This window comes from Halochromatium salexigens, assembly GCF_016653295.1.
In the GTDB taxonomy this organism is placed as follows: domain Bacteria; phylum Pseudomonadota; class Gammaproteobacteria; order Chromatiales; family Chromatiaceae; genus Lamprobacter; species Lamprobacter salexigens.
The window spans coordinates 182,855-204,913 of the sequence record NZ_NHSF01000054.1 but is presented as its reverse complement, the minus strand read 5'-3'; the positions used below and the strand labels follow the sequence as shown (position 1 = coordinate 204,913).

Here is a 22,059-nt window from a genome sequence, read left to right as displayed (position 1 = left end):
TCACCCGGCCCCCCGCCACCCCCGAAACCGCCTTGCCCACTCACGCCGGCATGGCCGAACTGATCGTAGGCGCTGCGTTTGCGGGCATCGGTGAGGACGTCGTGCGCCTCCTTGGCTTCCTTGAACTTGGCAAGCGCTTCGGCATCATCCGGGTTGCGATCCGGATGGTATTTCATGGCGAGACGCCGAAACGCCTTCTTGATGTCCTCCTCGCTGGCATTTCGGCTCAGGCCGAGGACGTCGTAGTAATCGCGCTGGGACATTCGCGTAATCGGTCAGTCGTTGGGAAACAGAAATCCAGATCGCGGGGGCGATCGAAAACGAAACGGCGCGTGGGCCCATGCCTACGCGCCGTCGCCTGGCAGGAGCGCAGGCACTCAGGGCATGGCGCGCGGCCTAGCGCTTATCGTCCTTGACCTCTTCGAACTCGGCGTCGACCACATCATCGCTCTGCGCGTTCGCGCCCTCGCCGGCACCGGCCTCACCAGCCGCACCTGAGCCACCACCAGCCTCACCGCCCTGATCCTCGGCATAGAGCCGCTCGGCCATCTTACCGGAAGCCTCACCGAGGGCCTGGGTCAGCGACTCGATCTTGTCCTTGTCCTCGCCCTTCATGGCCTCCTCGAGTTCACTGATGGTGCTCTCGATGCGCTCCTTTTCGCCCTCCTCGAGCTTCTCATCGCCGAGCTGTTCCATCGACTTGCGCGTGGCATGGATGATCGAGTCGGCCTGATTGCGTGCGCCGACCAGCTCATGGAACTTGCGATCGTCATCGGCATGCGCCTCGGCATCCTTGACCATGCGCTCGACCTCGTCATCCGAGAGGCCAGAGCTGGCCTTGATCACGATCGACTGCTCCTTGCCAGTCGCCTTGTCCTTGGCATGGACGTTCAGGATGCCGTTGGCGTCGATATCGAACTTGACCTCGATCTGCGGTACGCCGCGCGGCGCTGGCGGAATGTCCGAAAGATCGAAGCGACCGAGTGACTTGTTATCGGCGGCCCGCTCGCGCTCGCCCTGCAGCACATGCACGGTCACGGCGGTCTGATTGTCATCGGCGGTCGAGAACACCTGATTGGCCGAAGTCGGGATCGTAGTGTTCTTCTCGATCAGCTTGGTCATGATACCGCCCAGGGTCTCGATGCCGAGCGACAGCGGAGTCACGTCGAGCAAGAGGACATCCTTGACGCCACCGCCGAGCACACCGCCCTGGATTGCCGCGCCGACCGCCACGGCCTCGTCCGGGTTGACGTCCTTGCGCGGCGCCTTGCCGAAGAACTCCTCGACCTTGGCCTGTACCTTGGGCATGCGGGTCTGGCCACCGACCAGGATCACTTCGCTGATGTCGCCGGCACCAATGCCCGCGTCCTTCAGCGCCGTGCGGCAAGGCCCGATGGTGCGATCGACCAGATCCTCGACCAGCGACTCGAGCTTGGAGCGTGTCAGCTTGACGTTGAGATGCTTCGGCCCGGTCTGATCGGCGGTGATATAGGGCAGATTGATATCGGTCTGCTGGCTCGAAGACAGCTCGATCTTGGCCTTTTCGGCAGCCTCCTTCAGGCGTTGCAGCGCGAGCGGATCATTGTGCAGATCGACGCCCTGCTCTTTCTTGAAGGTGTCGGCGAGGAAGTCGATGATGCGCAGGTCGAAATCCTCGCCACCGAGGAAGGTATCACCGTTGGTCGAAAGCACCTCGAACTGATGCTCGCCCTCGATCTCGGCGATCTCGATGATCGAGATATCGAAGGTGCCGCCACCAAGGTCATAGACCGCGAGCTTTTGATCGCCGCGCTTCTTGTCCATGCCGTAGGCGAGCGAGGCCGCCGTCGGCTCGTTGATGATGCGCTTGACATCAAGACCGGCGATGCGCCCGGCATCCTTGGTCGCCTGGCGCTGCGAGTCGTTAAAGTAAGCTGGCACCGTGATCACCGCCTCGGTGACATTCTCGCCCAGGTAGTCCTCGGCGGTCTTCTTCATCTTCTGCAGGATCTTGGCCGAGATCTCGGGCGGCGCCATCTTCTTGCCGTTGGCCTCGACCCAGGCATCGCCGTTGTCAGCCTTGACGATCTTGTACGGCACCATGTCCTTGTCCTTACCGACCACCTGATCCTCGTAACGCCGTCCGATTAGGCGCTTGATTGCAAACAGGGTATTGGCCGGGTTGGTGACCGCTTGACGCTTGGCCGATTGGCCCACCAGGACCTCATCGTCATTGGTGAAGGCGACGATACTCGGTGTGGTGCGATCGCCTTCGGCGTTCTCGATCACTTTGGACTTATCGCCCTCCATGACGGCGACACAAGAATTTGTTGTACCGAGATCGATACCGATGATCTTTCCCATGGTTTCTCTCCGAATTAAGTCAAATTGGTTTGATATTCGTGGTCGGCTGGGTAACCCCAACCCATTCGTTGGCGCAGGATCTGGGGCAAAACCCTGTGATTCTCAAGCGTTCTCGCGGTACTGCCGCAGGACCGCAGCGGCTTTCAAGACGCTGGCTGATCTCGTGCAATCAAGCCGCTTGCGACACCATGACCAACGCCGGGCGCACTAAACGGCCATTCAGTAGGTAACCACTCTGCACGACGTTGACCACAGTATTTGGTGGCACATCGGAGCGCGGCTGCATCGACATCGCCTGATGATAATCCGGATTGAAGGGCTCACCCTCGGGTTCGATGCGCTCAACGCCGAACTTGGTCATCACGTCGCGCAGCAATTTCAGGGTCAGTTCGGTCCCTTCACGCAGCTTGGCGACATCGGCATCCGGGGCCTCGGCAGCGGCCTGGCCGAGTTCGAGACTGTCGCGGACCTGCAGCAATTCCTTGACGAAGCCCTCGAGCGCAAACTTGTGCGCATTCTCGAGTTCCTTGGCTTGGCGCCGCGACATGTTCTCCATCTCGGCGCGGAGTCGGAGCAGTTGATTATTGGCCTCGTCAGCCTTCGCGCGCGAATCTTCCAGCAGCATAGTCAGTTCGGCTGGATCGGGCTGCTCCGAGTCTGACTGATTCAAACCGGACTGAGACCGATCAAACGCGAGCGCATCCTCATCGAAGACCGATGCCTCGCGCTCATCACCGTCGGCGTCCGCCGCTTCTTCGCTGTTCGGCGTCTCATCAACGCCCTCGAGCGGGGTGCGTGCGTCGTCTTGCTCCTTCGTCATCTCTAACCTCTCCGGGCCACCAGGCGGACAGCGACCGCGCCGCGGACGCGCCCCTTGGCCTCTCGCATTGAATATTAGGTTGTCGCCAATCAGCGCCCGCGCAAGGCTGCCGCGAGCAGCTTCGCCGTCACATCGACCACTGGAATCACTTGCTGGTAATTCATCCGCGTCGGGCCGATCACCCCGAGCACGCCCAACACCTGATCCTCGACGCGGTAGGTGGCGGTCACCACGCTACAGTCGTCGAGCAATGCGTAGCCCGACTCCTCGCCGATGAAGATCTGCACCCCCTCGGCCTCGATGCAGCGATCGAGCAGATCCAGGATCTGCCGCTTCTCGGTGAAGGCGTCGAACAACGCCTTGAGCCGATCCATGCTGGAGAGTTCGGTGAACTCCATCAGATTGGTCTGGCCCGCGATCATCACATCGTCCTTGTGTTCGGCGGCCTCGATGACGCGCTGCGCCATCATCACCGCCCGCATCATCAGCTCGTCCATGTGCGCATGCGTCTGCTTGAGATCGGCCATCAACTGTCGGCGCACCTCGCGCATCTCGTGGCCGTTGAACAGTTGCGTCAGATAATTCGACGCCTGCTCGAGCTGCGAGGCCGGCAGTGGCTGCTCGGTCTCGAGGATCCGGTTGTGCACCTCGCCGTCACCAGTGACCAGGATCGCCAGCACCCGCCGCCCCGAGAGGCCGACGAACTCGATCTGGCGAAACACCTCGCGCTCGTGCCGGGGCACCATCACCAGCCCGGCCAGATGGGTCACGCCGGACAGTGCCCGCGAGGCGGTTTGAATCAGCGTCGCAGTATCCGTGCTGCGTGCGAACTGATCGCGCAGCATGGTCACATCCGACTCGGTCAGCGGCGCGACCTTGAGCAGGCTATCGATGAAGAGGCGATAACCCGAGGCGGTCGGCACCCGCCCCGCCGAGGTGTGCGGCGAGGAGACCAGCCCCAAATCCTCGAGGTCCGACATCACATTGCGCACCGTCGCCGGGCTCAGATCGAGCCCGGTATCGCGCGCCAAGGTACGCGACCCGACCGGCTGGCCATCGCGAATATGGCGCTCGACGAGCACCTTCAAGAAGTGCAGCGCGCGCTCGCTGACCTGGCCTTCGGCAAAGCGACCACTGGCTCTGGAGTCCATCGGCACGAGATTGTCACTCACTGGCGGCTGAACGAAACCCTTCACATCCGGGATCTCAGGCGGTCAATCGATTGTTAGCACTCTTATCTGGCGAGTGCTAACGCGTTCAATCTAAGGGGCTCGCCGGATGATGTCAAGAAGTGTCCCGGCGATGATTGGCGCGCTCGGTGCTGCATGCTACCGTTGAGCCTGGTGCGGGTGCGCGCAGGCCCCACCCTCGCCAACCCCCTGTGTCCCTATCAATCCTCGTCTCCCAAGGAGTCGCGCGCCATCGATGGCCTGGTTCCAACACATCGGCCTCATCGCCAAACAGCATGATGATCCGCGCGTCGCGACCACGCTCGCGCGCGCTGTCAGTTATCTCGGCGCGCACGGGGTGCGGACCTCCTTCGAGCAGGCCACGGCGGCTCTGCTGCAACGCCACGATGGCGTCAGTATCGATAGCATCGGTGAGCACTGCGACCTGGTGCTGGTGGTCGGCGGCGACGGCACCTTCCTGCACGCCGCCAGGGTGCTGGCCGAGCACGAGGTCGCGCTGGTCGGCATCAACCTCGGGCGCCTCGGCTTCCTGGTCGACATCCTGCCCGATGAGATCGAGGCGCGCCTGGAGCAGATCCTCGCCGGCGCCTACGAGGCCGACACCCGCATCCTGCTCGACGCGCGCATGGGCGAGCAAGCCGCGCCCAAGCGCGCGCTCAACGATGTGGTGATCCACAAATGGAATTCGGTGCGCATGATCGAGTTCGAGACCTACATCGACGGGCAGTTCATCAATGCCCAGCGCTCCGACGGCATGATCGTCGCCACCCCGACCGGCTCCACCGCCTATGCCCTCTCCGGCGGTGGCCCGCTGCTGCATCCGCGGCTCGACACCCTGCTGCTGGTGCCGATCTGTCCGCACACGCTGAGCAATCGGCCGCTGGTGGTGCCGGGCGGTAGCCGCATCGAGATCCGCATCTGCAACCTGGAGCCGGAGCAGGTGCGCCTGACCTGCGACGGCCAGGTCGACTTGCCCCTCGAGGCCGGTGCCACCATTCGCATCGAGCGCAGCCCGCGCCGCATCCGCCTGCTGCACCCGCACGATCATAACCACTACCGCATCCTGCGCGCCAAGCTCGGCTGGGGCGGCCACACCCACTCCGATACGCCGTGCTGAACCTCATCACCGTCCAGGACTTGGTCATCGTCAGCCAGCTCGAACTCGAGCTGGGGCCGGGCCTGACCGCGCTCACCGGCGAGACCGGGGCGGGCAAGTCGATCCTGATCGACGCGCTCGGGCTGACCCTGGGCGACAAGGCCGATGCGAGCCTGATCCGCAGCGGCTGCGAGCGCGCCGAGATCAGCGTCGATGTCGACATCACCCACAACCCGCCGGCACGCGCCTGGCTCGCCGAGCAGGCGCTCGACGACGGCGACGAGTGCCTGATCCGGCGCGTACTGGTGCGCCGTGGACGCGCCCGCGCCACCATCAATGGCCGAGCCGTGAGCAGCGCCCAACTGCGCGCGCTCGGTGAATTGCTGGTCGACATCCACGGCCAGCACGCGCATCAGTCGCTGCTGCGGCCGGCCGCGCAGCGCACGCTGCTCGATGGCTATGCCGCGCACCAGGCGCTCACCAGCGCGGTCGCCGAGCATTACCGGCGCTACCGCGCGCTCGATCAGCGCTGGAAGACCCTGACCGAGGCGCGCACCGAGCGCGAGGAGCGCCTCGAGCTGTTGCGCTTCCAGCTCGAGGAGCTGGAGGCCCTGGAACTCGGCGAGCACGAACTCGATGAGCTGGACGCCGAGCAGCGCCGGCTCGCCAATCAGGGCGAGCTGCAAGCCACGGCGGCGACGCTGGTCGAACGGCTCTACGAAGGCGAGCAGTCACTGCGCGATCATCTCGGCCGCGCCAGCGCCGATCTCAGCGGCCTGAGCACGATCGATCCCAGTCTGGGCGAGCCGCGCGAGCTGATCGACGGCGCCACGGTCCAGATCGAGGAGGCGGCCGCGCATCTGCGCCATTACCTGGATGGACTCGAGATGGACCCGACCCGCCTCGGGGTGGTCGAGCAGCGCATCGGCCAGATCCATGACCTCGCCCGCAAGTACCGTGTCGCGCCCGAGCAGTTGCTCGCCTTCAGCGCCGAGCGTCGCGACGAGCTGCAGCGACTGGAGCAAGCCGATCAGTCGCTCGAGGCGCTGGCCGCTGAGCGCGAGCAGGCCCGCGCGGCCCTGCTCGAGCGCGCCGAGGCGCTGAGTGCCTCGCGCCGCGCAGCCGCTCAGCGCCTGAGCGAGACCGTGACCACGGCGATGCAGGAGCTGGGCATGGGCGGTGGGCGCTTCCAGGTCGAGGTCGAGCCGGGCGCGGCCGAGACCATCGGCAGCCAGGGGCTCGACGCCGTCGCGTTCCTGGTCAGCGCCAATCCGGGCCAGCCGCTGCAGCCGCTGGCCAAGGTCGCCTCCGGCGGCGAACTCTCGCGCATCAGCCTCGCGATTCAGGTCGCGACCGCCGAGGTCGGCGGCATCCCGACCCTGGTCTTCGATGAGGTCGATGTCGGCATCGGCGGCGGTGTCGCCGAGATCGTCGGCCGCTTGCTGCGTCGCCTCGGCGAGAACCGGCAGGTGCTCTGCGTGACCCACCTGGCGCAGGTTGCCGCGCAAGCGCATCAGCATCTGCGGGTGCAGAAGTCCGCACGCGAGGATCAGACCTTCACCCGCATCGATCCACTGGATGCCGAGCAGCGCATCGACGAGGTCGCGCGCATGCTCGGCGGTACCGAGATCACCGAGACCACGCGCGCGCACGCGGCCGAGATGTTGCGGCTCAGCGGCGGCTAGGACACTCCGATGGCCAACCCAGACGCGGAGATTGACGAATGGATCAGGCGCCAAGCAAGGGAACGGTCGCGAGCGAGTTCGCTCCTGCCGCCCCCGAAGCTCGCCGCTGGACTATACTCGGGCCTAACTGACTAGACAGACTAGCTAATCCAGGAGGCCGACATGAGACAATGGGCACTGCAAGACGCCAAGGCACGCCTCAGCGAGCTGGTCCGGCTCGCAGCCGAGCGTGAGCCGCAGGAGATCACCCTGCGCGGCGAGCCCGCTGTGGTGGTGGTGTCTGCGGAAGACTACCGGCGCCTAGTGAAACCAAAACCAAGCTTCGTCGAGCTGATTCGCAGCTCGCCCCTGATGGATACCGACATCGACCTCAGCCGCGACCAGTCCCTGACGCGGGACATCGACCTGTGAGCGGCGGCTTTCTGCTCGACACCAACACCGTCTCCGAATTGCAGCGCAAACAGCCGAGCCAAGCGGTGCTCGATTGGTTCGCCGCAGCCGACGACCACCGGCTCCATTTCAGCGTCCTGTCCATCGGCGAGATCCGCAAAGGTATCGAAAAACTTGAACAAGGCAAGAAGCGGGCGGCGCTCGGCGACTGGCTCGAACAACGGCTGCTGCCCTGGTTCGGGCCACACGTGTTGCCGGTCGATCTAGCCGTGGCTGAGCGCTGGGGCCGACTGTGCGTCGAGGCAGGTCGGCCGCTTCCCACCATTGACAGCCTGCTCGCAGCAACCGCCTTGGTGCATGGGTTGACCCTGGTGACACGCAACCTGGCCGACTTCGAGCTGCCTGGCGTGTGCTTGGTCAATCCTTGGGATCAAGCCATCGATAGCGAGTCAACTACCCCGCCTTAAAGGGCGGCGCTTGTGAAAGCAAGCGCGCCCTGCAGGTGCTCGGCGACGCGCTCGGGGGTTGGACGCTTCAGGTACGGGACAACGCCCATACAGGGCGCTGGCAGCCGAGCGTGGAGCGTGGCCAGATTGTCCTCGGCGGCGGCCATCGCCGGATCGACGCCGTTGGCGATCCAGCCCGCCAGTGGCAGGCCCGAGGTGTGGATCGCCTCGGCGCTCAGCAGGGCGTGGTTCAGACACCCGAGCCGCAGGCCCACTACCAGCAGCACGGGGAGTTCGAGCGCTCGCGGCAAGTCGGCCAGGGTGAGTTCTGGCCCGAGCGGCACGCGCCAGCCGCCGACGCCTTCGACGATGACCCAGTCGGCCTGTGCCGCCAGCCCCTGGTAGGCGGCCTGGATCGGCGCGAGCGCGATCTCGACACCGGCCTGCGCGGCGGCGATGTGCGGCGCGATCGGTGGCGCGAAGGCGCAGGGATTGATCTGCGCATAGGCAACCGGCCGCGAGCCCTGGGCTTGGATGCGCCGCGCATCCTCGTTGCGCAGACCGTCCGCCGTCATCGCACACCCAGCGGCGACCGGTTTCATCCCGAGCACGCGCAGGCCGCGCTGCTGCAAGGCGGACATCAGCCCGAGCGTGACCTCAGTCTTGCCGATCTCCGTGTCAGTGCCGGTGACGAACAGCCCTTGCCCGCGCGCTTGAGCGGGCGCATCGCCGTCAGTGCTCGGCACGCTCATCGCGCGGCCCGGCGCGGGATGGCCGTGAGCGGGATCGCGACCCCGTCGGCGGTCTGTTGCTGCGCGGGTGCCTTGGTCCCGGCCGGCATCCAGGCTTGACCATAGACGACCTCCCAGGTCGAGGGCAGGCGCCCGTCGCGCCGTTCTTGCTCATAGGCTGCCTCCATCGCCGCCAGGGTCGCGCGCCCGGTCAGCGCGCGCGGGCGCTCGTGCAGCGCGTTGCGCCCGCCGATGGCCTTGAGGTCGCGCATCAGGTCGCGCACGTTGGCATAGGTCATGGTGATGCGCTCGGCATCCATCACCGGATCGGCGAAACCGGCCCGGACCAGGGCATCGCCGATATCGTGCATATCCAAAAACGGGCTGACATGCGCATGGGCACCGCCATCGGCGGCGGCCCAGGCGCGGCGCAGCTCGATTAGGGTGTCCGGGCCGAAGGTGGTGAACATCAGCAGGCCTTCGGGGCGCAGGACGCGCCGCAGCTCGGCGAAGGCGTGCGCGAGATCGCCGGCCCATTGCAGGGTGGCATTGGAGATCACCAGATCGACCGAATCGTCGGCCAGCGGCAGCGCCTCGAGATCGGCGCAGAGCGGGCGCGGTCGGTTCAGCCAGGTGCCCCGGCGCCGGGCGCGCTGGAGCATCGCTTCGGCGAGGTCGAGGGCGATGATCCGGGATTGGCGCCAGCGCTTGGCCAGGGCGTCGATGCCCTGGCCGGTGCCGCAGCCGAGGTCGAGGATGGTCGCCGGGCGCAGGCGCACATAGTCGAGCCGCTCGAGCAGGCGCGTGCTGATCTCGCGCTGTAGCACGGCGGCTTCGTCATAGCTGGTCGCGGCGCGCTCGAAGGCGCGGCGGGTGGCGCGTTTGTCGATCGGGTTCATGGGGAGGTCTCGTCGAGAAAGGCGGTGATGAGATCAGCGGCCTCGTTGCCGTGCGAGAGCAAGGGCGCATGGGCGGCACCGGCGATGGTTCGACATTGGGCCTGGGGCATCAACAGCGCAACCCGCTCGGCGACGGCGGCCGGCACCAGGGTATCGCGCTCGCCGAACAGCCAGAGGGCGGGCTGCTCGAGATCGGCGAGGCGTGCGCGCAGGTCGTCCTCGCGCAGCAGGTCGAGGCCGGCGAGCAGCGCCTCCGGGTGCGGCTGGGGGCGTTCGGCGAGGCCGGCGCGCAGGCGGCGCAGGGTCTCGCGGGCGTCCTGGCTGCCGCGCACCTGCAGCGCGAGGAAGCGTTCGAGGGTGGTGTCGGGGTCGTCGCGCAGCGTGCCGTGGAAGCCGTCGAAGGTGGCGGCGGGCATGGCGGCGCGCCAGTCGGCGGCTTGTACGAAGCGCGGCGTGGCGGCGACCAGGATCAGGGCGCGGATGCGGCTGGCGGGCGGGCGTTGGCTGGGAGTCTGGCTGGTGGCGAGGCTGCGGGCGAGTGCGTGCTGAGCGGGTGTGTGTTGGCCGGGGCCAAGAGGTCGGCCTGGGCTGCGCGTCTGGAGCGCGGCCTGCAGCGCGACCAGGGCGCCAAGCGACCAGCCAAGCCAGATGGCCTGCTCGGGGGCTTGGGCGAGCACGGCGTCGGCCCAGTCCGGCAGATCGCGCCAATGCGGTTGGAAGGGCGCGTGGCCGTGGCCGGGGAGTTCGATGGGGTGCAGGTGGAAGCGCTCGCTGAGCGCCGCCGGGAGCGCGTCCCAGACGCCGTTGTTCATGCCCCAGCCGTGGAGCAGGACGAGAGTGGGTCGGTCGTGGTGCATCGTTGTTGGTGAGCTTGGTGCGTGTAGAATTGTCTTGCTCGCGTTGGTCGAGTGTGTCGCGGTTTTGCTGCGATGGCCTAACTTGGCGTTTGTGCCGGCGTCGGCTGGCGGGCGCCGGGGGACGCCGTGAATCCGTCCTTGGAGGCTTGCGCACAGCATCCTTGCTGTGCACACCCCCGGCGCCCGCCAGCCGACACCGGCACCTCTGGCCTATTGCGACTCCTTGGGGGCGCTATTTGGAAGCTTGGCCAGGGTGTCGAGGAGGCGATCGATATCGGCGTCTGCGTGGCTGGCCGAGAAGGTGATGCGCAGGCGCGCGGCGCCCTGGGGGACGGTCGGTGGGCGGATCGCGGTGACCAGGAAGCCGTTGTCTTCGAGGAAGCGGCTCCAGCGCAGGGCGGTGTCGACATCGCCGGCGATCAGCGGTTGGATCGGGGTCGGCGAATCGGCGAGGGCCAGGCCCAGTGTGTGGGCGCCGGCGCGAAAGCGGTTGATCAGGCGCTGAAGATGGTCGCGGCGCTCGGGCTCGTGGGCGGCGATTCGCAGCGCCGCGAGGCTGGCGCTGGCGAGCGCGGGCGGCAGTGCGGTGGTGTAGATGTAGCTGCGCGCGCGCTGGATCAAAAAGTTGATCAGCTCAGCGCTGCCGGCGACGAAGGCGCCGAAGGTGCCAAGGGCTTTGCCGAGGGTGCCGATGAGGATCGGGACTGCAGCTTGTGCCTCGTCGCCGTGAAAGCCGGCGTGCTCGAGGGTGCCGCGGCCGTTGGCGCCGAGGACGCCGATGCCGTGGGCGTCGTCGAGCATGAGCACGGCGCCGGTTGCGTTGGCGATGGCGGCTAGCGCGGGGATCGGCGCGAGATCACCGTCCATGCTGAACACGCCATCGGTGACGATCAGGCTGCCCTCTGCGCGGCTGCTGCCGAGCAGGGCTCGCAGGCGCTCGGTATCGGCGTGTGGATAGCGGCGCAAGCGGGCTTGGCTGAGCTGGGCGCCGTCGAGCAGCGAGGCGTGGTTGAGCCGGTCGGCCAGGATCTGGTCGCCACGGCCGCAGAGGGCCTGGATGACACCGAGGTTGGCCATGTAGCCGGTCGAGAACAGCAGCGCGCGCTCGCGGCCGAGGAAGGTGGCAAGCGCCTCTTCGAGGGCTTCGTGGGCCTGGTGGTGGCCGTTGATCAGATGCGAGGCGCCGCTGCCGACGCCGTCGCGCGCGGCGCTCTCGCGTAGGGCTTCGATCACCGCCGGGTGCGCAGCGAGGCCGAGGTAGTCGTTGCTGCAGAAGGCGAGTCGTTCGCGGCCATCGATGCGCGGGCGCACGCCCTGCGGCCCGGCGAGCAGGCGCCGCTGGCGATGCAGGCCGGCTTGGCGTAAACCGGCGAGTTCAGCGGCAAGTTCGATCACGGTCTGGCGACTGTTGCGGTGTCGCTCGCCGATACCTGGCGGTCGATCGACTTGTGACAGGCACCGGGCTGGTCGCGCCCCTCGGTCTCGGCGACTTCCGGCTGCAGCCCGAGGCGGGCGAACAGGTGCTGGTCGCGCGCGGCCTCGGCGTTGTCGGTGGTCAGCAGCCGGTCGCCATAGAACACCGAGTTGGCGCCGGCGGCGAAGCAGAGCGCTTGCAGTTCATCGGAGAGGCTGGCGCGTCCGGCCGAGAGGCGCACATAGGAGGCGGGCATCATGATCCGGGCGGTGGCGATGGTGCGCACCAGCTCGAGCGGATCGAGCGCCTCGGTGCCGAACAGCGGGGTGCCCTCGACCTGCACCAGCAGGTTGATCGGCACCGATTCGGGATGTGCTGGCAGGTTGGCGAGCTGACAGAGCATGGAGGCGCGGTCGCGGCGCGATTCACCCATGCCGAGGATGCCGCCGCTGCAGGTCTTGAGGCCGGCTTCGCGGACGTACTCCAGGGTCTGGAGCCGGTCTTGGTAGGTGCGGGTGCTGATGACCTGGCCGTAGAATTCGGGCGAGGTGTCGAGGTTGTGGTTGTAGTAGTCGAGCCCCGCCTCGCGCAGCCGGTGGGCCTGGTCGTGCTCGAGCATCCCCAGCGTGACGCAGGTCTCGAGGCCCAGCGCCTTGACGCCGCGCACCATCGCGATCACCTGTTCCAGGTTGTGGTCGGTCGGGTTGCGCCAGGCCGCGCCCATGCAGAAGCGGGTCGCGCCCTCCCCGCGGGCGGCGCGCGCGGCCTGCAGCACCTCGTCGACCGGCAACAGGCGCTCGCGCTCGAGTCCGGTGTCGTGCTTGGCGCTCTGCGAGCAATAGCCGCAGTCTTCCGGGCAGGCGCCGGTCTTGATGCTGAGCAGGGTGCTGACCTGGATGCGGTTCGGATCGAAGTGTGCGCGATGAGTCGTTTGGGCGGCGAACAGCAGGTCGTTGAACGGTTGTTCCAGGCACGCGCTGGCCTCGTCGATCGACCAGTCGTGACGAAGGGGGGCTGCGTCTTCGAGCGAGACGGGGGCGCACTGTAGGGATGGCGACATAACGGAGGTCCGGCAGCGGGTTTTTCGGGAGTCGCGGCGCTGACAGTGTTGCCACGATGCGATCTGCTAGCCTAACCATCCGTTTGGCGCTGTCAACCAAATGCCGCACTCGTGGTTGACAAGCACACATGGTTGGCAAGCACCCAGGTGCGCCCTGCTCAGGTGGATGATGAGAACCGATCATTCCGGAGGATTCAGCGTTTGGACCCCCTGATCGTTGGCGCTTTGCGAAATGCCTGCGTTCCTGCTTCGCACCATTTCTTGGAGCGGGCTTTGGCCCTCCTCTATCCGCCGACCTGCGTGCTCTGCGGCGCGCCCGGCGAGGCCGGTCGCGATCTCTGCGCGGGCTGTCATGCCGATCTGCCATTCATCGGCGCGCACTGCGCGCGCTGTGCCCAGCCGTTCCCCACCCCGGCTGCGCCGACGCTCGCATCAGCGCGCAGGGCGGACCCTCTCTGTGGCCGCTGTCAGCAAGCACCACCACCCTTCGCGCGCTGCACGGCGGCCTTTCGCTATGAAGCGCCGCTGTCCTCGCTGGTCGTCGACATCAAGTTCCGCGCGAAACTGAACCTGATCCGTCTGCTCGGCGCGCTGTTGGCCGATGCGCTGAGCGCCGAGCGCGCGCGTGCCGACTGGCAGGCGCCGGCGGCGATCGTACCGGTGCCCCTGCATCCGCGCCGCTTGCGAACGCGCGGCTACAACCAAGCGCTGGAGTTGGCGCGGGTGGTCGGGCGCCGTCTGGCCATTCCCGTCGACCACCGCTGCTGCCGGCGGACCCGGGCGACCCAGGCGCAAACCGAGTTGGACGAACGCTTGCGTCTTACTAATATCCGTGATGCCTTCGAGGTCATGGGGCCAGTGCCCCGGCATCTGGCGATCCTGGACGATGTGGTCACCACCGGTGCGACGGTCTCGGAGTTGGCGTGGATGCTGACACAGGCCGGTTGCGAGCGGGTCGATGTCTGGGCCTTGGCGCGTACCCCATGATAGAGCAGCGGCTGCGCATGCTTGGCCCGCCGGGCCTGTGTGCCCATATCATCCTGCCTGCATGTGCCCGTCTGAGCGGTGCCGATTCCGCCACCGGCGTCTTGACTGTAGACTAGCCAACGATGACGTGGGCACACCACTGGATTTCACCCAACCGAGAGGAAACGCAACATGGCCATCAGCTTGCAGAAAGGCGGTAATGTCAGTCTCACCAAGACCGATCCGGGGCTCACCAATGTGCTCGTCGGCCTCGGCTGGGACGCCCGTTCCACCGATGGCGCCGATTTCGACCTCGACGCCAGCGTCTTCATCGTCGGCGATGACGACAAGGTGCTCTCCGACGCCCATTTCGTCTTCTACAACCAGAAGACCTCCCCCGATGGGGCCGTGGAGCATTCCGGGGACAACCTCACGGGCGAGGGCGAAGGCGACGACGAAACCGTGTCGATCAACCTGCCTGGCGTCAGCGCCGAGGCCAAGCGCATCGTCTTCGCCGTCACCATCCACGAGGCCGAGAGCCGCAAGCAGAATTTCGGTATGGTGCGCAATGCCTTCATGCGCGTGCTCAACAAGGACTCCAACACCGAGCTGGCGCGCTACGACCTCTCCGAGGACTACTCGACCGAGACGGCGATGATCTTCGGCGACATCTATCGCCATGGCGAGGAGTGGAAGTTCAAGGCCGTCGGCCAGGGCTTCGAGGGCGGATTGCAGGCGTTGGCCAAGGATCACGGCGTCAACCTCGGCTGACCCGAGATTCAACCCCATCCGCTGGAGGAGGTCCGCATGCCCGCCTTTACGATCACCGGTGACATCGATCCGTTCTTGCATGTGAGTCTGCGCAAGGGCGAGAAGATCTTCTGCGAATCCGACGCCATGGTGATGATGGAAGCACCACTGCAGGTCAAGGGCCAGATGCGCGGCGGCCTCGGCAATGCGGTGATGCGGCGCTTTGCCACCGGCGAGTCGTTCTTCCAGCAGGAGATCGAGGCCGTCACCGGCGACGGTGACTGCCTGCTCTCGCCGGCCCTGCCCGGCTCCATCGAGCTGCTCGACGTCAGCCCGAGCATGTCCTACACCCTATCGGACGGCAGCTTCGTCGCCGCCGAGTCGGGCGTGCAGGTGCGCCCGAAGCTCAACACCGTCGGCGGCGGCTTCTTCGGTGGCACCGGCGGCTTCGTCATCATGGAGGCGGTCGGCACGGGCAAGCTCGCCATCTCGGGCTTCGGCTCGCTCTTCACGCTCGACGTCAGCCCCGGCCAGGAGACGGTGATCGACAACAGCCATGCCGTGGCCTGGTCGTCGGATCTCTCGTTCGAGGTCGGCACACCACAGACCGGCGGCGGCTTCTTTGGCAACATCGTCAATTCCGTGACCTCCGGCGAGGGGCTCGTGATCCGCTTCCGAGGCCAGGGCAAGGTCGTGATCTGCTCGCGCAACCGCAGCCTGTTCCAGACGCAGAACGATCACTGAGCCCCGGCGCTCAAAAGCAGCACCCCGGGTCACCCCAGTGACCACCACGACGACAACATTCTTCACCCGACACGAGGACAACCACGATGGGCATCAACCTGCAAAAGGGTCAGAAAATCTCCTTGGAGAAGGAAGCCGGCGGCGGCTTGAGCCGGATCGTCATGGGGCTCGGCTGGGACGCGGCGAACAGCAAGAAGTCAGGCATGCTCGGCGGTCTGTTCGGCGGCGGGGGCGGTGGCAGTGTCGACCTGGACGCCTCCTGCCTGCTGTTCGATGAGCAAGGCAACCAGACCGATGCGATTTGGTTCCGCCAGCTACAGAGCAAGGACGGCAGCATCCAGCACACCGGCGACAACCTCACCGGCGAGGGCGAGGGGGATGACGAGCAGATCAAGGTCGATCTCGCCGCCGTGCCGGGCAACGTCAAGAGCCTGGTCTTCACCGTCAATAACTACACCGGTCAGGATTTCTCGCAGGTCGAGAACGCCTTCTGTCGCATCGTCAACGGTGCCAACAATAGCGAAATCGCCCGCTACGATCTCTCCTGCCAGGGTGGGCACTCGGCGATGATCATGGCCAAGGTCTATCGCCACAACGGCGAGTGGAAGATGCACGCCATCGGCGAAGTCGGTCGCGGGCGCACCTTCGAGGAACTGCTGCCGCAGATCAAACCGCATCTGTGAGGGCGGACTCGGCCCCACCCTTGCGCATCGAGCTGGCCACCGGTCGGCTCGAGGTCCGGGTCAGGCGCGCGGCCTTCCCGCTCGAGGCACTCTGCGGTTTCGCCGCGCGTGCCAATCCCAAGCGTGGCTTCCTGTTCGTCAGCAAGGTGTTGGGCAAGCATTGGCCGGCCCGACCGGCGGCGATGGCACGGATCCATCGCCATCTCGCGCAAGCCCTCACCCAAAGTCTCATGCCAAGCCAGGGCCCCTGGCTGTTCGTCGCCATGGCGGAGACCGCCACCGGACTGGGTCAGGGTGTGTTCGAGGCTGTGCTCGAGCAGCAGCCGGAGGCGCCTGCCCTGTTCCTGCACTCGACCCGCTATCGCGTCGCCGGCTGTCGCGCGCTGGATTTCCAGGAGGCCCATTGCCACGCCCCGGACCAGCTCCTCTACGAACCGCTTGAGCCGGAGCATCAACGGCTGTTCGCCGAGGCGCGTGAGCTGATCCTGATCGACGACGAGATCAGCACTGGCTCCACGCTCTGCAATCTGGCCGCCGCCTACCGGGCGCGCAATCCGCACTTGCAGCGTGTCCACCTCGTCTCCATCACCAATTTCAGTGGCGACAAACGCGCTGCCCTCTTCAGCGAGCGGCTCGGTCTGCCGGTGAGCCTGGTCAGTGCCTTGGATGCCGAGATCGATTTCAGACCAGCGCCGCAGCGCGTCGAGCAGCCGGTCCCGAGTGCGGTCGGCGACAATCGCCGGCGCCTGGACCAGCTCGCCGCCACCGGCGGGCGTTTCGGTATCAGTCAACGCCTGCCGCTGCGCGACTCGGAGGTCGCCGCGCTGGTCGACGATCTGCCGCTGGAGGCACCGCTGCTGGTGCTCGGCACCGGCGAGCTGATGCACCCGGCCTTTCGGATCGGGCGTGCCCTGGAACGCGAGGGGCGCAATGTGCATGTGCAGTCGACCACCCGCTCGCCCATCCTGCTCGGCAGTGACATCGAGCAGCGGCTGGTCTTCATGGACAATTATGGCGAGGGCATCCCGAACTATCTGTACAATGTCGACCCCAATGCCTACGCGCGTATCATCCTCTGTCACGAGACCCCGAGCGACAGCCTCACCGAGGTGTGCGCGCAGCTCGGCGCACGCTGCGTGCCTTACACCAGCAAACCCACACTCACATCCTAAGCGGAGGTCCTGATGGCAATCAGCTTGAACAAAGGTGGCAACGTCAACCTGAGCAAGGAAGCACCCAATCTGGAGAATGTACTCGTCGGCCTGGGCTGGGACGCGCGCGCGACCGACGGCCAGGATTTCGACCTCGATGCCAGCCTGTTCATGGTCAAGGACGACGGTAAGGTGCCTGACGATAGTCACTTCATCTTCTACAACCAGACCACCTCACCGGATCAATCCGTCGAGCACACTGGTGACAACCTCACCGGCGAGGGCGAAGGTGATGATGAAACCATCCATGTCACCCTGTCGAAAGTCCCAGCCACGATCCAGCGCCTGGTCATCGTCGTCACCATCCACGAGGCCGAGGCCCGCCGCCAGAACTTCGGTCAGGTGAGCAACGCCTTCGTGCGCATCGTCAACCGTGACAACGACCAAGAGGTGGTGCGCTTCGACCTCTCCGAGGACTACTCGACCGAGACCGCGATGATCTTCGGCGAGATCTATCGCCACGGCGGCGACTGGAAGTTCAAGGCCGTCGGCCAAGGCTTCGCCGGCGGTCTCAAGGCGCTCGCCCAGCAGCACGGCGTCAACGTCGGCTGAGCGCAGATGGACCTGACCCGCGGACAACGCGCCAAGATCACGGATCTGATCGCCAACGGCGAGCGCTTCAGGCTCGGTGTCGCCATCCAGGCACCGGGCCTGAGCATCGACTTCGCCTGCTTCGGCCTGGATGCCGAGGGCAAGCTCGCCGATGAGCGCTATATGACCTTCTTCAACCAGCCGACCTCGCCCTGCGGCGGGGTGCGGCTGAGCACGCCCGCTGATGATCCAGCCGCTGTCCCCACTGGTGACGCGGCCGGCTTCACCCTCGATCTTGGCAAGCTGCCGTCGAGTATCGAGTGCCTGACCCTCACGGCGGCGATCGAAGGCGCCGGCGCCATGGCGAACATCGGCCCAGGCCATGTGCGCTTCCTCGACGGCACCACCGAGACCGGGCGTTTCGCCTTCAGCGGGGCCGACTTCGCCGCCGAGCGGGCGCTGATGCTGCTCGAGGTCTACCGTAAGGCCGGGGTCTGGCGCACCCGCGCCATTGGCCAGGGCTTCAACGGAGGGCTCGCCGCGCTGGTCGAGCATTTCGGCGGCACGCTCGCCGAGCCGCCGCCGCCCAAGGCGCCGCCGCAGCCCGAGGCGCCGCCGGTCAATCTCAGCAAGATCACGCTGGAGAAGAAGGGCAACCGCGTCTCGCTCGAGAAGCCGGGCAACGCCGAGCACGGCGAGATCCTGATCAACCTGAGCTGGCGCCCGGCGGCCTCCGGCACGGTCAAGCGCGGCCTCTTCGGTGGCGGCAAGCGTTCGACTCAGATCGATCTCGACATCGGCTGCCTGGTCGAGCTGCGCACCGGCGACAAGGGCGCGATCCAGGCACTGGGCAACAACTTCGGCGATCTGCTCAATCCACCCTACATCGCGCTCGATGCCGACGATCGCAGCGGCACCCGCAGCGAAGGCGAGAACCTGCGCATCAATGGCAAGCACTGGGATGCCATCCGGCGCGTGCTCATCTATGCCTTCATCTACGAAGGCGTGCCCAACTGGGCCGAGGCCGATGCCAAGATCAGCCTGAAGACGCCAGGACAGCCCGAGATCGAGGTCCGGCTCGACTCTCAGAGCAACGATCAGCCCATGTGCGCCATCGCCCTGTTGGAGAACGACGCCGGCGCGGTCCGCATCACCAAGCTAGTGGATTACTATCGCGGCCACCGCGAGGTCGACCAAGCCCATCAGTGGGGCTTGAAATGGGTTCGCGGCAGCAAGGACTGAACACCAAGACGCCCTGTTTAGAACAACTCACTTCCCGAGGCAGACACCCCATGAGCTTTCAGAACTTTCTCAACAACCTCAAGAACAAAGGTGCCGAACTCAAGAACGAGGCCCTCAAGTTCAAGAACAAGGACTTCATGAACGCCGCCGTCAGCGGCTCGGTGCTGATCGCCATGGCCGATGGCCACATCTCCTCGGACGAGAAGCAGAAGATGATGCGCTTCATCGAGAACTACGAGGCGTTGTCGGTGTTCTCGAGCAAGGATCTGATCGACAGCTTCCAGGACGTCGTCAGCCAGATCGAGTTCGACAAGGATCTCGGTGAGACCAAGGCCTACGAGGCGATACGCAAGATGAAGAGCAATGACTCAGCCGCCCGCCTGATCATGCGCTTGATCATCGCCATCGCCGGCGCCGATGGCGTCTTCGACGACGACGAGAAGCGCGTCGCGCGCAAGATCGCGATGGAACTCAACCTCAATCCCGCCGACTTCGAGCTGGCTTGACCTGATCTTCCCTGTGCATCCGTGGTGAACGAGCAAGGCCTGTAGCCGAGCGTGCGCAAGCTCGTGTTCTTGGATCTGGACGACACCCTGTTCCAGAGCCAGCGCAAATGCCCGCCCGACGGCGCGCTGCACCCCGTGGCCCGGCTGCGGGATGGCAGCGCGCACTCGTTCATGACCGGCAAGCAGCAGGCGTTCTGGGAGTGGCTCGCGGCCGACGCCACCCTGGTGCCGACCACAGCGCGCGACCTGGATGCGCTGCGCCGGGTCGATCTGCCGTTCGAGAGCTGGTCGATCCTGGTCTACGGCGGTGTTCTACTCGACCCGAGTGGCGCGCCCGAGCCTGAGTGGCTGGAGCGCATGCGTGGGGTGTCCAAGGATGCGCGCGGGGATCTCCTGGATCTGCTTGAGCGGGCGCAAACCTCCATTCAAGCAAACGACCTCGCCGCCCGAGTCCGTCTGGTCGGCGAGTTCGAGCTACCCTTCTACTTCGTCGCCAAGTATCGCGACGGTCGTGCCGCGGATTTGGCACGCCTCGACGCCGAGGTGATCGAGCCCTGGCTCGCCGCGCAGGGCGACGCCTACCGCGTGCATCGCAACGACAACAATCTCGCAGTGATCCCGCGCGGGGTCGGCAAGGAGCACGCCGTGCGCCATCTGATCGAGCGCTTCACCGACAGCGGGGAAGAATGGCTCACCATCGGCATCGGCGACAGTCTCATCGACGGCGCCTTCATCGCCGCATGCGACTACTGCATCACCCCGCGCGATACGCAGCTCTTCGCCGCGACCTTCGGCCGCCCGCTGCTCTAGCGCTCGCGGCCCGACCTGCTCATCGCATCCTGCTCATCTCATCGCCGCGCATATCCCATGGCCCGAGATCCGCTGGAACACCACCACCAACCGCCGCAGCCTGCCCAGGGCGCTTGCTTCCACGGCAGCTACCGCCCCGAGGATGTGCGCTTCCTGCTCACACCGCTCCAGCTCGAGCCGACGCCAGTGGCCGAGAAGGAGCGACTGATCCAGAGCGGCCAGCGCCATTACAGCGAGATGCTCAGCCGCGAGTCCCTGCCCTCGCCGCGCTACATGGCCCTCTTCGAGCAGGCCTGGGCGATGAATCGAGTCCGCATGGCGCAGGGACTGCTCGATCTCGCCGCCATCATCGCCGACCAGCGAGCCGATGCGATCACGCTGCTCTCGCTGGCGCGCGCCGGCACGCCGGTCGGTGCGGTGCTCAAGCATGCGCTGGAAGACTGTTTCGAGCGCAGCGCCACCCATTATTCGCTCTCAATCATTCGCGATCGCGGCATCGATCAGCAGGCATTGCGCTATGTGCTCGATGAGGCCGGCCATGATCCGGCCAGCATCGTCTTCGTCGACGGCTGGACCGGCAAAGGCGTCATCGCGCGAGAATTGCGACACGCCATCGCCGACTTCACTGCTTTGGATCCAAACCTCTATGCCCTGACCGATCTCGCAGGCGTTGGGATTGCGCCCTCGGATGCCGACTACCTGATCCCCTCGAGCATCATGAACGCGACCCTCTCAGGACTCGTCAGCCGCTCCATCCTCAACGAGCAGATCGGCCCGCGGGATTTCCACGGCTGCGTCTATTACGCCGAGTTCGCACCTCAGGATCGCTCGGTCTGGTTCGTTGATGCCTTGCGCGAGACCATTCGCGAGCAGCTGGCCGCAGGCTACCGGCCCAACCCCAACCCGATCGATCCGACCTCGGCCCGGATGCGCTCAGAGCGCCTCATCGCCGGGTTCAAGAGCCGCTTCGCCATCCGCGACGAGAACCTGATCAAGCCCGGCATCGGCGAGGCCACCCGCGTGCTGCTGCGGCGCGTGCCCGAGCTGCTGATCCTGCGCGATGCCGAGATCCCCGAGGTGGCACATCTGCGCCAGCTCGCCGAGGAAAAGGCCGTGCACTCTGAGGTCGACCCCAGCCTGCCCTATCAAGCCGTCGCGTTGATCAAGGCATGCCAACCGTCCTAAGAATCAAAGGCTTGAGATTCCACTTCTACTCTGACGAAGGGACAGAGCCGGCTCATATCCGTATTCGCGGCGCTGAAGGTGAGTGTAAATTTTGGCTGTCACCCATCTCACTTGCACGAAACAGGGGCATTCCCGCGCATCAGCTTCAGAGAGATCGAGAGAATCATTTATAATCATCAATCATTTCTGCTGGAGCAATTCCATGAAAACCACAGCCATTGACAATGAGCCATGCGCCCTGCGTGCTTGGGCCGAGGCGAGAATGATTTACCTCGAACTCACGGATGGGCGCATCGTTGGTTTCCCGGCGGATCGTTTCAAGGTGCTCAGCGCAGCAACTCAAGAGCAGTTAAAACAAGTGACCATTGAGGTCAACGGCTATGCGCTCCGTTGGGAAGCATTGGATGAAGACCTGACCGTTGCGGGTGTCGTTGCCGGAAAATTCCAACTCCCTCTTCCGGAACAAGCGGCCTAAACTTATTTAGTCTTCCAGAGCGGTC

25 protein-coding genes are annotated in these 22,059 nt (G+C 65.6%); 16 read left to right on the top strand and 9 right to left on the bottom strand.

The window, feature by feature from the left end; genetic code table 11:
• The 4 genes from CCR82_RS09160 to hrcA form a co-directional block, all read right to left on the bottom strand.
• Positions 1-263 (bottom strand): DnaJ domain-containing protein (locus tag CCR82_RS09160; RefSeq protein ID WP_201245261.1); only part of this gene is annotated, 263 nt, incomplete at its 3' end.
• Between the two features lie 133 nt (positions 264-396).
• Positions 397-2,343, bottom strand: coding sequence for a molecular chaperone DnaK (gene dnaK, locus CCR82_RS09155; protein ID WP_201245260.1), 1,947 nt, complete (start codon positions 2,341-2,343; stop codon positions 397-399).
• Between the two features lie 169 nt (positions 2,344-2,512).
• Positions 2,513-3,163, bottom strand: a complete 651-nt coding sequence (grpE, locus tag CCR82_RS09150; RefSeq protein WP_201245259.1) for a nucleotide exchange factor GrpE — start codon at positions 3,161-3,163, stop codon at positions 2,513-2,515.
• 89 nt (positions 3,164-3,252) lie between these two features.
• Complete coding sequence (gene hrcA / locus CCR82_RS09145) at positions 3,253-4,314, bottom strand: heat-inducible transcriptional repressor HrcA (protein ID WP_201245292.1); 1,062 nt, start codon at positions 4,312-4,314, stop codon at positions 3,253-3,255.
• A gap of 274 nt (positions 4,315-4,588) precedes the next feature.
• Here hrcA and CCR82_RS09140 point away from each other — a divergent pair, with 274 nt between their 5' ends.
• From CCR82_RS09140 to CCR82_RS09125, 4 genes are all read left to right on the top strand, one after another.
• Positions 4,589-5,470 (top strand): NAD(+) kinase, encoded by an 882-nt coding sequence (locus tag CCR82_RS09140; RefSeq protein WP_201245258.1) that lies wholly within the window; start codon positions 4,589-4,591, stop codon positions 5,468-5,470.
• Entirely contained in the window at positions 5,464-7,134 is a 1,671-nt protein-coding gene (gene recN, locus CCR82_RS09135; protein WP_201245257.1) for a DNA repair protein RecN, read from the top strand. The genes CCR82_RS09140 and recN overlap by 7 nt, the downstream gene beginning before the upstream one ends.
• A 162-nt stretch (positions 7,135-7,296) precedes the next feature.
• A complete protein-coding gene (locus CCR82_RS09130; RefSeq protein WP_201245256.1) occupies positions 7,297-7,545 on the top strand; it encodes a type II toxin-antitoxin system Phd/YefM family antitoxin in 249 nt (82 codons plus the stop codon).
• Entirely contained in the window at positions 7,542-7,991 is a 450-nt protein-coding gene (locus CCR82_RS09125) for a PIN domain-containing protein (protein ID WP_201245255.1), read from the top strand. The genes CCR82_RS09130 and CCR82_RS09125 overlap by 4 nt, the downstream gene beginning before the upstream one ends.
• On the opposite strand, the gene bioD is transcribed toward CCR82_RS09125, so the two are convergent.
• The 5 genes from bioD to bioB all read right to left on the bottom strand — a co-directional run bounded on the left by bioD (position 7,988) and on the right by bioB (position 12,931).
• The gene (gene bioD / locus CCR82_RS09120) at positions 7,988-8,716 is read right to left on the bottom strand and encodes a dethiobiotin synthase (protein ID WP_338073143.1); all 729 of its coding nucleotides are present in this window, start codon (positions 8,714-8,716) and stop codon (positions 7,988-7,990) included. The genes CCR82_RS09125 and bioD overlap by 4 nt on opposite strands.
• A gap of 2 nt (positions 8,717-8,718) precedes the next feature.
• On the bottom strand, positions 8,719-9,600 hold the full coding sequence (bioC, locus tag CCR82_RS09115) for a malonyl-ACP O-methyltransferase BioC (protein WP_201245250.1): 882 nt from the start codon (positions 9,598-9,600) through the stop codon (positions 8,719-8,721).
• Positions 9,597-10,457 carry an alpha/beta fold hydrolase gene (locus CCR82_RS09110; RefSeq protein ID WP_201245248.1) on the bottom strand — a complete coding sequence of 287 codons (861 nt, stop codon included), beginning with the start codon at positions 10,455-10,457 and terminating at the stop codon, positions 9,597-9,599. Before CCR82_RS09110 ends, bioC begins: the two co-directional genes overlap by 4 nt.
• Positions 10,458-10,667: 210 nt before the next feature.
• On the bottom strand, positions 10,668-11,852 hold the full coding sequence (bioF, locus tag CCR82_RS09105) for an 8-amino-7-oxononanoate synthase (RefSeq protein WP_201245247.1): 1,185 nt from the start codon (positions 11,850-11,852) through the stop codon (positions 10,668-10,670).
• A complete protein-coding gene (gene bioB, locus CCR82_RS09100) occupies positions 11,849-12,931 on the bottom strand; it encodes a biotin synthase BioB (RefSeq protein ID WP_201245246.1) in 1,083 nt (360 codons plus the stop codon). The genes bioF and bioB overlap by 4 nt, the downstream gene beginning before the upstream one ends.
• Before the next feature lie 273 nt (positions 12,932-13,204).
• Here bioB and CCR82_RS09095 point away from each other — a divergent pair, with 273 nt between their 5' ends.
• From CCR82_RS09095 to CCR82_RS09040, 12 genes are all read left to right on the top strand, one after another.
• Positions 13,205-13,918 (top strand): ComF family protein, encoded by a 714-nt coding sequence (locus CCR82_RS09095; protein WP_242513356.1) that lies wholly within the window; start codon positions 13,205-13,207, stop codon positions 13,916-13,918.
• Between the two features lie 171 nt (positions 13,919-14,089).
• Positions 14,090-14,668 (top strand): TerD family protein, encoded by a 579-nt coding sequence (locus CCR82_RS09090; RefSeq protein WP_201245244.1) that lies wholly within the window; start codon positions 14,090-14,092, stop codon positions 14,666-14,668.
• A gap of 36 nt (positions 14,669-14,704) precedes the next feature.
• Positions 14,705-15,391: a TIGR00266 family protein gene (locus CCR82_RS09085; RefSeq protein ID WP_201245243.1), complete on the top strand. Its 687-nt coding sequence runs from the start codon at positions 14,705-14,707 to the stop codon at positions 15,389-15,391.
• Positions 15,392-15,477: 86 nt separating this feature from the next.
• Positions 15,478-16,074 (top strand): TerD family protein, encoded by a 597-nt coding sequence (locus tag CCR82_RS09080; protein ID WP_201245241.1) that lies wholly within the window; start codon positions 15,478-15,480, stop codon positions 16,072-16,074.
• 20 nt (positions 16,075-16,094) lie between these two features.
• Positions 16,095-17,246: a phosphoribosyltransferase domain-containing protein gene (locus tag CCR82_RS09075; protein WP_201245239.1), complete on the top strand. Its 1,152-nt coding sequence runs from the start codon at positions 16,095-16,097 to the stop codon at positions 17,244-17,246.
• A 12-nt stretch (positions 17,247-17,258) separates the two neighbouring features.
• A complete protein-coding gene (locus CCR82_RS09070; RefSeq protein WP_201245237.1) occupies positions 17,259-17,837 on the top strand; it encodes a TerD family protein in 579 nt (192 codons plus the stop codon).
• A 6-nt stretch (positions 17,838-17,843) separates the two neighbouring features.
• Positions 17,844-19,058 carry a TerD family protein gene (locus CCR82_RS09065; protein WP_201245235.1) on the top strand — a complete coding sequence of 405 codons (1,215 nt, stop codon included), beginning with the start codon at positions 17,844-17,846 and terminating at the stop codon, positions 19,056-19,058.
• Between the two features lie 50 nt (positions 19,059-19,108).
• On the top strand, positions 19,109-19,564 hold the full coding sequence (locus tag CCR82_RS09060; RefSeq protein ID WP_201245233.1) for a tellurite resistance TerB family protein: 456 nt from the start codon (positions 19,109-19,111) through the stop codon (positions 19,562-19,564).
• Between the two features lie 51 nt (positions 19,565-19,615).
• Entirely contained in the window at positions 19,616-20,374 is a 759-nt protein-coding gene (locus CCR82_RS09055; protein WP_201245231.1) for an HAD family hydrolase, read from the top strand.
• 57 nt (positions 20,375-20,431) lie between these two features.
• Positions 20,432-21,559, top strand: coding sequence for a cysteine protease StiP family protein (locus CCR82_RS09050; protein WP_201245229.1), 1,128 nt, complete (start codon positions 20,432-20,434; stop codon positions 21,557-21,559).
• Positions 21,544-21,732, top strand: coding sequence for a DUF4160 domain-containing protein (locus CCR82_RS09045; protein WP_242513355.1), 189 nt, complete (start codon positions 21,544-21,546; stop codon positions 21,730-21,732). Before CCR82_RS09050 ends, CCR82_RS09045 begins: the two co-directional genes overlap by 16 nt.
• A gap of 29 nt (positions 21,733-21,761) precedes the next feature.
• On the top strand, positions 21,762-22,034 hold the full coding sequence (locus tag CCR82_RS09040; protein ID WP_201245227.1) for a DUF2442 domain-containing protein: 273 nt from the start codon (positions 21,762-21,764) through the stop codon (positions 22,032-22,034).
• Positions 22,035-22,059 lie beyond the last annotated feature (25 nt).